This window comes from Caballeronia jiangsuensis (assembly GCF_046030135.1).
In the GTDB taxonomy this organism is placed as follows: Bacteria; Pseudomonadota; Gammaproteobacteria; order Burkholderiales; family Burkholderiaceae; genus Caballeronia; species Caballeronia jiangsuensis.
In genome coordinates, this window is the sequence record NZ_JAQQDB010000037.1 from 60,994 (window position 1) to 74,046 (window position 13,053).

11 protein-coding genes are annotated in these 13,053 nt (G+C 64.8%); 8 read left to right on the forward strand and 3 right to left on the reverse strand.

The window, feature by feature from the left end:
* Positions 1-42: 42 nt before the first annotated feature.
* The gene (locus PQR08_RS29945) at positions 43-462 is read left to right on the forward strand and encodes a hypothetical protein (RefSeq protein WP_250483151.1); all 420 of its coding nucleotides are present in this window, start codon (positions 43-45) and stop codon (positions 460-462) included.
* Positions 463-474: 12 nt separating this feature from the next.
* Here the strand turns inward: PQR08_RS29945 and PQR08_RS29950 are convergent, their stop codons facing one another.
* Positions 475-1,323 (reverse strand): aldo/keto reductase, encoded by an 849-nt coding sequence (locus PQR08_RS29950; RefSeq protein ID WP_408163330.1) that lies wholly within the window; start codon positions 1,321-1,323, stop codon positions 475-477.
* An 816-nt stretch (positions 1,324-2,139) separates the two neighbouring features.
* Between PQR08_RS29950 and PQR08_RS29955 the strand changes: the two genes are divergently transcribed.
* Positions 2,140-3,138, forward strand: a complete 999-nt coding sequence (locus tag PQR08_RS29955; protein WP_408163331.1) for a LysR family transcriptional regulator — start codon at positions 2,140-2,142, stop codon at positions 3,136-3,138.
* Positions 3,139-3,216: 78 nt separating this feature from the next.
* Here PQR08_RS29955 and PQR08_RS29960 read toward each other — a convergent pair whose 3' ends face one another.
* Positions 3,217-3,723, reverse strand: a complete 507-nt coding sequence (locus PQR08_RS29960) for a plasmid fertility inhibition factor family protein (protein ID WP_035497871.1) — start codon at positions 3,721-3,723, stop codon at positions 3,217-3,219.
* Between the two features lie 234 nt (positions 3,724-3,957).
* Between PQR08_RS29960 and PQR08_RS29965 the strand changes: the two genes are divergently transcribed.
* The 4 genes from PQR08_RS29965 to pdeM are packed head-to-tail and all read left to right on the forward strand — an operon-like array spanning position 3,958 to position 9,931.
* Positions 3,958-4,986, forward strand: a complete 1,029-nt coding sequence (locus PQR08_RS29965; protein WP_408163333.1) for a ligase-associated DNA damage response exonuclease — start codon at positions 3,958-3,960, stop codon at positions 4,984-4,986.
* A complete protein-coding gene (locus PQR08_RS29970) occupies positions 4,983-6,638 on the forward strand; it encodes an ATP-dependent DNA ligase (RefSeq protein ID WP_187607355.1) in 1,656 nt (551 codons plus the stop codon). The genes PQR08_RS29965 and PQR08_RS29970 overlap by 4 nt, the downstream gene beginning before the upstream one ends.
* Complete coding sequence (locus tag PQR08_RS29975) at positions 6,635-9,241, forward strand: ligase-associated DNA damage response DEXH box helicase (RefSeq protein ID WP_408163335.1); 2,607 nt, start codon at positions 6,635-6,637, stop codon at positions 9,239-9,241. Before PQR08_RS29970 ends, PQR08_RS29975 begins: the two co-directional genes overlap by 4 nt.
* Entirely contained in the window at positions 9,242-9,931 is a 690-nt protein-coding gene (gene pdeM, locus PQR08_RS29980; RefSeq protein ID WP_408163337.1) for a ligase-associated DNA damage response endonuclease PdeM, read from the forward strand.
* Here the strand turns inward: pdeM and PQR08_RS29985 are convergent.
* A complete protein-coding gene (locus PQR08_RS29985; RefSeq protein WP_408163339.1) occupies positions 9,894-10,337 on the reverse strand; it encodes a hypothetical protein in 444 nt (147 codons plus the stop codon). The genes pdeM and PQR08_RS29985 overlap by 38 nt on opposite strands.
* 311 nt (positions 10,338-10,648) lie before the next feature.
* On the opposite strand from PQR08_RS29985, the gene PQR08_RS29990 reads away from it, so the two are divergent.
* Both PQR08_RS29990 and PQR08_RS29995 read left to right on the forward strand, forming a co-directional pair.
* Positions 10,649-11,821 (forward strand): MFS transporter, encoded by a 1,173-nt coding sequence (locus PQR08_RS29990; RefSeq protein WP_408163341.1) that lies wholly within the window; start codon positions 10,649-10,651, stop codon positions 11,819-11,821.
* A 22-nt stretch (positions 11,822-11,843) separates the two neighbouring features.
* Complete coding sequence (locus PQR08_RS29995) at positions 11,844-13,010, forward strand: MFS transporter (RefSeq protein ID WP_408163343.1); 1,167 nt, start codon at positions 11,844-11,846, stop codon at positions 13,008-13,010.
* Positions 13,011-13,053: the final 43 nt, after the last annotated feature.

A 13,053-nucleotide genomic window follows, 5' to 3' on the forward strand; every position in this document is an offset into this window, starting at 1 on the left:
CTCTCATCGGTTCGATGTTCAACAACAACGAGGATTCAACCGATGAAACCCGCCCTTTCCGTCGCGCTCTGTGCCTTCACCTTGAGCGCCGCGATGGCCGTGCAGGCGCAGACCGCGCCGCAAGCGCCAGCGTCCGGCTCAGCCGATCCGACCTTCTCCGCCTATGCACTCGTGCAGCAATGCACTGCCAAGTCCGACAATGCGGCGCAGGGTCAATGCGTGGGCGCGGTGCGCGGCATCGTGCGCGGTTATCAATATGGCGTGCTGTTTCTGTCGCAGCGCGCATCGCTGCCGGTTGGCGAGACGAGGCGCGTTTCGCTGTGCCTGCCGGATACGCAGGTATCGTCGATCGTCGATGACTTCCTCGCCGACGCGAAGCAGGTCAGCGAAGCCGATCTCCGGCGCACGCCCGCCGAAGTCGCCGTGCTCGGCTCGGTGCACGCGCATCACGCATGCACCTGATCCGGCGCGGCATCAAAGCATTTCCAGCGAGCGCTTCGACTTCGGCGGTTTGAACTGCTGATCGATGTCCGCGAGTTCATCGGCGGACAGACGAAGGTCGAGCGCCGCGCGATTCTCCCGCACGTGCGCGACGTCCGCCGCCTTCGGAATCGCGAACACCTGCGGCTGTTGCAGCACCCACGCGAGCGCGATCTGAAACGCCGACACGCCGCGCGCCGACGCGATCTTTTCGAGCGCGCCGCCACGCGGCAGGCGCGCATGATCGACGGGGCTGTACGCCATCGCGGGCATGCGGCGCTCGCGCAGCCACGGCAGCAGATCGAATTCCGGCCCGCGCCGCGCGACGTTGTAGAGAATCTGATCGGTGGCGCAGGCATCGCCGCCATCGATCGAAAAGAGTTCTTCCAGGTCGTCGGTGTCGAAGTTGCTCACGCCCCAGTGGCGAATCTTGCCGTCGCCCTTTAGTTTCTCGAAACCCGCGACCACGCCTTCCAGATCCTCGCCGCCGCGCCAGTGCAGCAGATATAGATCGATGCGATCGGTTTTCAGGCGCTTCAGACTGCGCTCGCACGCGGCCTGCACGCCGCGTTCGCTGCCGTTATGCGGATACACCTTGCTGACAATAAACAGCTCGTCGCGCCGGTCGCCGAGCGCCTCGGCGATGAGCTTCTCGCTTTCGCCGTCGCCGTACATTTCGGCGGTATCGATGAGCGTCATGCCGAGTTCGACGCCTTCGCGCAGCGCCGCGATTTCGCTCTTGCGCGCGCCGGGCCGCTCGCCCATTTCCCAGGTGCCCTGGCCGAGCTTCGGGATCGCTTCGCCTGTCGGCAGCGTGACGGTCGTCGGATTGGATTGAGCCATGAACAGAGCCTCCTTGTGTGTCCGCCGATTATCGCGCAAGGAGCACGCCTGTCGTTTCGTACCGGTCCGGCCGTAGCGTCCACCGCGCCCGATGCTCGCGAAGAACCGCGGATCGCCGTAAAAAGCCGGGCGTGAAAATGAATAGCGTGAATGGGATATACCTAGATCGGGCGAAGCGCGCCAATTAACGTGCCACTAGCGCCGTCGATTTGAATCGGGCACACCTTCAAAAAACGAATGAGTAGCCGATCGCGAGGTGGAAAAATAGAGCAACTTCAGACTGCGCGACGAGCGAGTTCTCAATAGTGAAGTCCGGCTTTTTATCGGCTCACCAAAATGACGCGACGGTCATTATCTGGATCGAAACCGGTTCCCGACAGTAATCCTTTAGCAAGAATATTTATCGAGAACTACACATCAATAAATAAAATCACTCGCAGGTGCTTCCTCATATATCAATTCTCTAAATGGCCTGGGCGCAGCACAAAATTCGATATTTTAAGAGACCGCTACATATATCATAAAAAAACGAATCAATTCCCTATCTGACTCGCCGAAGATCCTTATATATCAAGATTTGCGACAAAATATGGACAGGCTGTAGAGCCCGCTCCTGCTTGGGTCCGGGCTTTTAAAGCAAGGCCAAGCGTTTTCTCAAAAAATTAAGTCGTCGAATTCAAAAACCTTTTTGTTTAGGTATTGCAACCCTGTGTTTCTCTTAATATTATCGGCTTTATAGATCACCGAAACTGGACACCCGCGCGTAACGCAAGCACGAACCCAGATCCATGTAGTACAACTGCGAGGTAATCCAAGATGAACCAGATTCATGCAATGCGCGTCTTCGTGCGCGTAGCGGATACGGAAAGTTTCCGCCGCGCCGCACAACAACTCGACGTCTCTAATGCGCTGGTCACTCGGGCAATCGCCATGCTCGAAGCACATCTGCGGACTCGCCTCATCAACCGCACCACCCGCAATCTGTCGCTCACTGAAGCCGGCACGCGTTATCTCGAAGGCTGCCGCGCGCTGCTCGAAGAACTGGATCATCTCGAATCGACCGTCACGCACACCGAGGGTGAGCCGAGCGGCACGCTGCGCGTCGTCTCCTCGAGCGCGCTTTCTCTGCTCACGCTGACTCCACTCATCGACGGCTTTCGAAAAATCTATCCAAAAGTAAACGTGCGCCTGACCCTCGCAGAGCGACGCGTTGACCTCGTCGAGGACGGATTCGACCTCGGCATCGTCACGGCTTTCATGGTGTCGAGCACGGCGCTCATCGAGCGGCCGGTTGGAACCAACGCGCTGGTGCCGGTCGCGACGCCAGCATTCATCGCCGAACATGGCATGCCCAATTCACCCGCCGATCTGCAATCGCTGCCTTCCGTCGGACTGCCGAACGAGATGCGTAGTCAGACCTGGCACTTCCGGCATCGCCTCGGCGACACCGAACAGATTACGCTCGCGCCGGTGTACACGGTCAACAATGGGCTGATGGTGCGCCTCGCGACGCTGAAAGGCATGGGTTTCTCGATCGTCGCCGAAGGCATCGTGCGCTCGGATCTCGAAGACGGCACGCTCGTTCGCCTGCTGGATGACTACTCGGTCGACGACCCCGACGTAAAAGTGTCGATCGTCTATCCCGGACGGCAGTATCTGCCGGCGAAGACGCGCTATTTCATCGACTACGCGCTGGACTATCTGAGCCGCGAATTCGCCGCCAAAGGCACTCGGCCCGACGAGACCATGCGAGCGCCCTTGCAGTCCGTCATGACCTTGCAAACGATGCAGGGCGCGTCGGCGACCGCGAACTGACGACATCTCAACCCAAAGGGCCGGACGGCGTCCGAACGGTCTGGCCCATCTCCTCCGCGCAACCGAACGTCTTCGCGTTCAAATCTCTCCGTACTCCGCACCCGACGCATCCGGCGCTGCGCACATCTCGCGCAGCAAGACCGCCTCGCGCTCGTGCACCTCTACCGGCATGCACAAAGCGCCGGCGTGCGCCATGTAGCGCGCGCGATGCTGCCCGTTGCGAAACGCGACCACGCCTTCCCGATTCACGCCCAGAAGTCCGAGCAGCCCCGGCGAGCGCCGCACGCTGATCGTCACGTAGGGCATTTCGGGTACGCGCGGATTGTCCGGGTCGAGGAACTCGCGGATGCCGCGCACCTTGCCCGCGTGCCAGTCATCGACGGCCTTGAGCACGTAATCCGTGTCGTCGCGATTGGCGCACGCGAGAAGTTTCCGGACGTCGACGAGCACGACCTGATGGCGCGAGCCCAAGTCGGTGAATACCCGCTTCAGGCGCACGAAGTCATACTGCGGATGACCCTGGAGCCTGACGATCCAGACCGCTTCTGCGGCGGTCGGCGCAACCATCGTGTCCATGTTCGGCATATGAAGAAGACCGCGGCGCGCGCGCCCCGTGCGCGCGTGTTTCGCTAACAAACGGCCCGAACGAGTCGCTAAGCAAAACGCCCGGGTCAAATAAACTTTTACACCCTAGACGCGATTCATGAAAGCGCCATGACGGGCACGTGACGTGCTTTTGTTGCCAGAATCGAACACCTCCACGTAGCCCGACGGCACGCATGTCACGCGGCTGTCATCACACGCAACCCTTATCGATCAGTGGACACTTCTTCCGATCTCATCGTCGCGCGGCCCGAAGGGCTTTTCTGTGTGCCGGGCAACTTCCATATCGACCCTTGGCGGTCCGTCGAACGCGCGGTCATCACGCATGCGCACGCGGATCATGCGCGCTTCGGCCACGCGCACTATCTCGCGGCCGAAGCGGGCGTCGGCGTATTGCTGTCGAGGCTGCCGGGCATCGATCTGCAAGGCCTCGCCTATGGCGAAGCGATCGACGTGAACGGCGTGCGCGTGTCGCTGCATCCGGCGGGGCACGTGCTCGGCTCGGCGCAGGTGCGCGTCGAATATAAGGGGCGCGTGTGGGTGGCGTCCGGCGATTACAAGGTCGAGCCCGATCCGACCTGCGCGCCGTTCGAGCCCGTGCGCTGCGATACGTTCATCACCGAATCGACCTTCGGTTTGCCGATCTACCGATGGGACACCTCCCGCGAGGTCTTCGACGGCATCGACTCGTGGTGGCGGCACAACGCGGCGCAGGGGCGCGCGTCGGTGCTGTTCTGCTATTCGTTCGGCAAGGCGCAACGCGTGCTGGCGAGCGTCGATGCGGCCATCGGCCCGATCTTCTGCCACGGCGCGGTCGAGCCGCTCAATCGCGCGTACGCACAGGCGGGCGTCGCGCTGCCGCAGACGCGCCTCGTCAGCGAAATCGCCGCGAAGGACAAGGCCGCCTTCAAGGGCGCGCTGATCGTCGCGCCGCCGTCGGCGCAAGGCAGCACCTGGATGCGCCGCTTCGGCGATTACAGCGACGCCTTCGCGTCCGGCTGGATGCGCCTGCGCGGCACGCGGCGGCGCAAGGGCGTCGATCGCGGCTTCGTGCTCTCGGATCACGCCGACTGGCCCGGCCTGCAACTCGCGATCGGTGCGACGGGCGCGCAACGCGTGATCGTCACGCACGGCCAGATCGAGCCGATGGTGCGCTGGCTCTGCGAGCAGGGACTGGACGCGGGCGCCTTCAAGACCGAATACGGCGACGATATCGTCGAAGCCGACACCGCCGAGGCATCATGAAGCGCTTCGCGACGCTCTACGCCGCGCTCGATGCGACGACATCGACCAACGAAAAGCTCGAAGCGCTGATCGCGTATTTCTCCGGCGCGCAGCCTGAAGATGCGGCGTGGGCGTCGTACTTTCTCGCGGGCGGCAAGCCGCGGCAGTCGGTGCCCACGCGCCTGCTCGTCGAATTCGCACGCGAGCGCGCGGGCTTGCCGGAGTGGCTTTTCGAGGAGTCCTATCAGGCGGTCGGCGATCTCGCCGAAACCATCGCGCATGTGCTGCCGCCTGCGTCGGGCGAATCGTCGCTCGGGCTCGCGCAGTGGATCGAGGAACGCGTGCTGACGTTGCGCGGCGCGAACCCGGCCGAGTTGCGCGACAAGCTTCTGAGCTACTGGGACGAGCTGAACTGGAGCGAGCGCTTTCTGCTGACGAAGCTGATCGGCGGCGGCTTTCGCGTGGGCGTCGCGCGGCAGCTCGTCGTGCGGGCGCTGGCCGAAGTCGCGGGCGTCGATCACAAACGCATCGCGCAGCGCATGGTCGGCTGGACCGACTCCCGGCAGGCGCCGAGCGCGGCCCGTTATCTGCGGCTGATCGCGCCGGCGGCCGAAGGCGACGATGTCGATACGCCCCACGAAAGCGATATCGGCCTGCCCTTTCCGTTCTTCCTCGCGCATCCTCTGCAGGCCGATCCGGCGACGCTCGGCTCGCCCGGCGACTGGATCGTCGAATGGAAATGGGACGGCATACGCGCGCAACTCGTGAAGCGCGCGGGCCGCGTGTGGATCTGGTCGCGCGGCGAGGATCTCGTCACGGAGCGCTTTCCCGAACTCGCATCGCTCGGCGCCGCGCTGCCGGACGGCACCGTGATCGACGGCGAGATTCTCGCGTGGGAGCCGGGCGCGAACGCGCCGCTGCCGTTCGCGCGCCTGCAGCCTCGCATCACGCGCAAATCGCTCACCAAAAAGGTGCTCGCCGATTCGCCCGCCGCGCTGCTCGCCTACGATCTGCTCGAAGCCGATGGCCGCGATCTGCGCACGGCGCCGCTGCACGAACGACGCGCCCGCCTGGACGCGCTCGCGTCGTCGCTCGCGGTCGATGTGCTGCGCGTCTCGCCGATGGTCGTCGCATCGGACTGGGAAGCGCTCGGCGCGTTGCGCGACGAAAGCCGTGCGCGTGGCGTCGAAGGATTGATGCTGAAAGAGCGCGCGTCGATGTACGGCGTCGGGCGCACGAAGGCGTCGGGTACGTGGTGGAAGTGGAAGATCGATCCATATGCGATCGATGCCGTGCTGCTCTACGCACAACGCGGCCACGGACGGCGCGCGAGTCTCTACACGGATTTCACCTTCGCCGTCTGGGACGAAGCCGACGGCGCGCGCACGCTCGTGCCGTTCGCGAAGGCCTATTCCGGACTCACCGACGAAGAAATGCGCCAGGTCGATGCGATCGTGCGCAAGACGACCATCGAGAAGTTCGGACCGGTGCGCAGCGTCACGCCGACGCTCGTCTTCGAGATCGGCTTCGAAGGCATCCAGGCGAGCCCGCGGCACAAGTCGGGCATCGCGGTGCGCTTTCCGCGCATGTTGCGCTGGCGCACCGACAAGAAGATCGAAGACGCCGATACCCTCGACATGCTCAAGGGCTTTCTGAACGAGGCGACGGCATGAGCGCGCCCGAGCCATCGGACAAGGACAAGGAAAGGCGGCGCGCGCCGCGTCCCCGCCGCATACCGCGCACGCGAGCGGCGCAGGCGAAGCTCGATGCAGCCGCCGATTCGTTCACGCCCGCGCCCTTCGCCTACGATGCGACTGCGGCCGCGACGCCGATCGATGCACGCATCGCGCACTGGTTCGACGAGCGCGGCTGGCAGCCGTTCGAGTTTCAGCGCGAAGCGTGGCGCGAGATCGCACGCGGCGCGAGCGGCCTGCTTCACGCGACGACCGGCGCGGGCAAGACCTGGGCCGTGTGGCTCGGCGCGCTCGCCGCCTACGCCCACGCGCCGCCGAAACCGAACGCGCTGCCCGCGCCGCTGACCGTTCTCTGGATCACGCCGATGCGCGCGCTCGCCGCCGACAGCGCCCGCGCGCTGCAAAACGCGGTGACTGCGCTGTCCGTGCCGTGGACGGTCGGACTGCGCACCGGCGACACGTCATCGACGGAACGCGCGCGTCAGAGTCGGCGCATGCCCTCCGCGCTCGTGACGACACCCGAAAGCCTCACGCTAATGCTGACGCGCGCCAATGCGCAGGAGGAACTGAAACACCTGCGCATGATCGTCGTCGATGAATGGCACGAGTTGCTCGGCAACAAACGCGGCACGCAGACGCAACTGGCGATCGCGCGGCTCGCGCGCTGGCGGCCGGAATTGCAGATCTGGGGCTTGTCCGCGACGCTCGGCAATCTCGCCCTCGCGCACGATGCGCTGCTGCATCCCGTGAAGACGCCGCGCGTGGTCGTGCGCGGCGCGCAGCCGAAGACGCTCGTCGTCGATACGCTGATTCCGGAGACCATCGAGCGCTTTCCGTGGGGCGGGCATCTTGGCGTGCGGCAAGTCGGGCCCGTCGCCGATGAAATCGAGCATGCGCAAAGCTCGCTCGTCTTCACCAACACGCGCTCGCAATCGGAGATCTGGTATCGCGCGCTGCTCGATTTGCGGCCGGAATGGGCCGGTCTGCTCGCGCTGCATCACGGCTCGCTCGACAAAGAGGTGCGCGACTGGGTGGAACTGGGTCTTAAGAACGGGCAACTGAAGGCGGTCGTGTGCACGTCGAGTCTCGATCTGGGTGTCGATTTTCTGCCGGTCGATCGCGTGTTCCAGATCGGCTCGCCGAAGGGCGTCGCGCGGCTCATGCAGCGCGCGGGCCGCTCGGGCCACGCACCGGGCCGCGTGTCGCGCGTGACGATCGTGCCGACGCACGCGCTTGAACTCGTCGAAGCAGCGGCGGCGCGCTGGGCGATCGAGGAACGCCGCATCGAAGGCCGCGACATGCCTTTGAAACCGCTCGACGTGCTCGTGCAGCATCTCGTGACGGTGGCTATCGGCGGCGGCTTCACGCCCGCCGCGATGCTCGACGAAGTCCGCACGGCGTATGCGTATCGCGATCTGACGGAGCCCGAGTTCAATTGGGCGCTCACGTTCGTCGAACGCGGCGGCGCATCGCTCGGGGCATATCCGGACTTTCATCGCGTCGTGAAGGGCGATGACGGCGTGTATCGCGTGCCGCGCGAGGATCTCGTGCGGCGGCATCGCAACAACGTCGGGACGATCGTTGCGAACGCAACCATCAACGTGGCGTATATGACGGGCGGGCGCATCGGCGCGATGGAGGAGTCGTTCATCTCGCGTCTGAAACCCGGCGATGTCTTCACCTTCGGCGGACGCGCGCTCGAACTCGTGCGCGTGCGCGACATGACCGCCTACGTGAAGCGCGCAAGCTCATCGCGCGGTGCGATGCCGCAATGGGCGGGCAGCAAGATGCCGCTCTCGTCCGAACTCGCGGACGCCGCGCTCGTGATGCTCGCCCGCGCCAACGACGGCATCTACGACGAGCCCGAAATGCGCGCGGTCAGGCCGCTGCTCGATCTGCAGGCGAAGTGGTCCGCGCTGCCGGGGCCGGGCGTGCTGGTCGTCGAACTGGTGCGCTCGCGCGAAGGTCATCACTTCTTCTGCTATCCGTTCGCGGGACGCATGGCGCATATCGGTCTGGGATCACTGCTCGGCTGGCGAGCTTCACGCGATCAGCCCGGCACATTCTCCATTTCGATGAACGACTACGGCTTCGAGCTGCTGTCGGCACGGCCGTTCGACTGGGAGACGCTCATCGCGGAAGGGCTCTTTTCGCCGGAGAATCTGGAGCATGACATTCTGGCGAGCCTCAACGCATCCGAACTGTCGGCACGGCGTTTTCGGGAAATCGCACGCGTGTCGGGGCTGATTTATCAGGGCCATCCGGGACAACAGAAAAGCGCGCGCCAATTGCAGGCGTCGAGCGGACTGTTCTACGAGGTCTTCCGCAAGCACGACAGCGACAATCTGCTGCTCGCGCAGGCGGATCAGGAAGTGATGCTGCAGGAACTGGAACTGGGCCGCATCCGCGCGGCGTTGCAGCGCATGAGCGAGAGCCGACTCGCGCTCATGCACCCGAAGAAGCCGACGCCCTTCGCGTTCCCGCTGATCGTCGCGCGCTTGCGGGAAAAGGTGAGCACGGAGAAGCTGTCAGATCGCGTCGAGCGCATGCTCGCGGATCTGGAAAAAGCGGCAAAAGGATAAATGGCCATCGAAGCCCTGACCATCGATATCAACGGCCACGCGCTCGTGCTCTCCGCGGATCGCGCGGCCTTCGATCCGCGTCTGAACACGCTCTTCATCGCCGATGCGCATTTCGGCAAGGACGCCGTGTTCCGCGCGCGCGGCATTCCGGTGCCCGTCGGCACGACCGGCGAGAGCCTCGCGCGGCTCGATGCGCTCGTCGCGGCGCATCGGCCGGAATCGATCGTGTTTCTCGGCGATCTGCTGCACGCGCGCGAATCGCACGCGGACGAAACGCTCGACGCGCTGGCCGCGTGGCGCGCAAGACATCGCGCGCTGGAACTCGTGCTGGTCGAAGGCAATCACGACAAACACGCGGGCGCGCTGCCCGCCATGTTCGGCGTCGATGTCGTGAAGGAACCGCACGTGCTCGGGCCGTGGGCGCTTTGTCATCATCCGCAGACGGTCGATGGCGCTTACGCGCTCGCCGGACACGAACACCCGGTCTACCGCCTCGCGACGCGCGTCGACAGCTTGCGCCTGCCGTGCTTTCGCTTTGGCGCGCGGTCGGGCGTGCTGCCCGCGTTCGGCGCGTTCACCGGCGGCTTCGAGGTGAACGGCGAAGTGCGCGCCGAAGCGCTGTACGTGATCGCCGGCGAGCGCGTGTTTCCGGTCAGTGATAGATCGTCGTCGACGATTGCAGCTTCGTGAGCTTGCCGCGCTGGAAGCCGAACCAGCCGAGGTTCGACTGCATCACCACTTCCTCGCCCTGCCAGAACACGCGCCTGACCGTCATGCGCTGACTCACGCGTTGCACGAGCGGCGGACTGCGGCGGAAATCGTAGAGCACGGGGCCGGTGTCGGATTGCACGAGCATGCGCGTGACGGTGTCGCTCGCGCCGGAGGTTTCATCGAAATGCGCGATGCGCTTCGCGTCGAAGCGATCGAACACCTGGGTGCCGATGAGCGCGGCCATGCCGGATTCGTCGCGCAGGAAATGCAGCGCGCCCGCCTCTGTGGCGATGGGGCCGGCGGCGTCGCTCTGGGCGTGCGCGAGTGCGCCGAGGAGCATCGTGGATGCGAGCGCGAAGCGGATACAGATTTTTGTCGGTGACATTTTCGTTCGATAGTTGCAGCGTTTTTCCAACACTCTCCGGCGCCCGCGACGCGCAAGGAATGCGCGGCCGCGAGGGTGTTACCGGAAACATCTGACGCATGGCGGCGTCGCATCGGCAAGAGCCATGCGCCGTCGCCGCGTGCAAAAGAATATCCGTTCAGGCACGGCGTGTTGCGGGCCGACGCTTATCAGGGTTTATACCAGCATCGAAAATTACCTTTCGGTACAATCCGAGCCTTCAACTCCGCCTCGGCGCCTGCATCGCTCAATCCGACGATGCGCCCAGACGTGACACTTCGTCCGCCTCCACCATGCCTCTGCCTCTTTTCGCTCTCGCCATTGCCGCGTTCGGCATCGGCACGACCGAATTCGTCATCATGGGCCTGTTGCCCAATGTCGCGCGCGATCTCGCGGTGACGATCCCGGCGGCGGGCATGCTCGTATCCGGCTACGCGCTCGGCGTCACGGTGGGCGCGCCGATTCTGGCGGTGATCACGGCCAAGATGCCTCGCAAGAAGGCGCTGATGAGTTTGATCGGCGTGTTCATCGTCGGCAATATGCTGTGCGCGCTGGCGCCGAATTACTGGGTGCTGATGGGCGCGCGCATCGTCACCGCGTTTTGCCACGGCGCGTTCTTCGGCATCGGCTCGGTGGTCGCCGCCGATCTCGTCGCGCCGAACCGCCGCGCGCAGGCCATCGCGCTGATGTTCACCGGACTCACGCTCGCCAACGTGCTCGGCGTGCCGCTCGGCACCGCGCTCGGCCAGGCGGCCGGCTGGCGCTCGACGTTCTGGGTCGTCACGCTGATCGGCATTGCGGCGGCGGGCGCGCTCGCCGTGTGCCTGCCGAAGCACATCGAGATGCGCGACACCAGCATCCTGCGCGAATTCGACGTGCTCAAGAATCCGCAAGTGCTGATGGTCCTCGGCATCAGCGTGCTCGCGTCGGCCAGTCTGTTCTCGGTGTTCACGTATATCACGCCCATTCTCGAAGACGTCACCGGCTTTTCGCCGCACGCGGTCACGTACGTGCTGCTGCTCTTCGGTCTCGGCCTCACGGTCGGCAGCACGCTCGGGGGCAAGCTCGCGGACTGGAAGCTGCTGCGCTCGCTGCTGACGTTCCTCGTGTCGATCGTCGCGATCCTGACGATCTTCGCCGGCACGATGCACGAGCCCGTCTTAGCGATGGTCACGATCTTCTTTTGGGGCGTGCTCGCGTTCGCGATCGTGCCGCCGCTGCAGATGCTGATCGTGAATCGCGCGAGCGATGCGCCCAATCTCGCATCGACGTTGAATCAGGGCGCGTTCAATCTCGGCAACGCGACGGGCGCGTGGCTCGGCGGCTGCGTGATCAGCGCGGGCGCGCCGCTCACGTCGCTGCCGTGGGTCGGCATTCTGATGGCGGCGAGCGCGTTCGGTCTCACGCTGGTGTCGGCGACGCTCGACAAGCGCGCGCGCCGCCTTTCGATCGGACAGGCCGCCTGATTTCCGGCGAGCGCCACGCTGCATGAAGGGCATCCTCTCGCGTGACTTTCTCGCGCTGATCCTGAGCGTCGCGGTGGTCGGCCTCGGTCTGGGCGCGACGTTGCCGTTGACCGCGCTCGCGCTCGTGCAGGCGGGCTACGGCACCGGCATCGTCGGGCTGATGACGGCGATGCAGGCGGGCGGCGGACTCGCCGTCGCGCCGTTCGCGAGCCGCGTTGCCGCGCGTTGCGGTGCGCGCGAGACGATCGTCGGCACGGTGATCGTCGCGGCGCTCTCGACCATCGCGATGCAGTTCACCGTCGATCTGTGGCTGTGGGCGGTGCTGCGCTTTCTGTGCGGCGCGGCGCTGATGCTGCTCTTCACGATCGGCGAGGCGTGGGTCACGCAGCTCGCCGACGATTCGACGCGCGGCCGCGTCGTCGCGATCTACGCGACCAACTTCACCCTCTTCCAGATGACGGGCCCGGTGCTCGTCAGCGTGATCGGCGGAGTGCATTCGATGCGCTTCGCGATCTGCGGCGCGATTTTTCTGGTGGCGTTGCCCGTGCTCGCGTCGATACGCGGTACGCCGCAGTCGCTCGCTTCCGGCGGCGGTGACGACGAACATGGCGACTGGCGGCAGGTGCTGCCGCGCATGCCGGCGCTCGTGATCGGCACGGGCTTCTTCGCGCTCTTCGACACGCTCGCGCTCTCGCTGATGCCGCTCTTCGCGATGTCGCACGGCATTGGCGAGGATGTCGGGGTGCTGTTTGCATCGGCGATCCTGCTGGGGGACACGACGATGCAGTTTCCCATTGGCTGGCTCGCGGATCGCATCGGGCGCGCGAAGGTGCATGCGGGCGCGGGCGTCGTTGTGGTTGTGCTTTTGCCGCTGCTGCCTTGGGCGATGTCGCATCCGTGGATCTGCTGGCCGCTGCTCTTCGTGATCGGTGCGGCGGCGGGCAGCATCTACACGCTGTCGATCGTCGCGTGTGGCGAACGCTTTCGCGGCCCGATGCTTGTGTCGGCGACGGCTATTGTCGGCGCATCGTGGAGCGTGGCTAGCTTTTGCGGTCCGATGATCGCCGGGACGCTGATGCAGCGCGTCGGCGCGGATGCGTTGATTGGTGTGTTGAGCGTGGCCGCGGGCGCGTTTCTGGTGGCGGTTTGGTGGGAGTGGCGCGGCGACGCGGCTCGTTTTTCGCGGTAGGGTTTGGTTTGGGATGCGAAGGTTTTTCGCCGGATCCCGATTC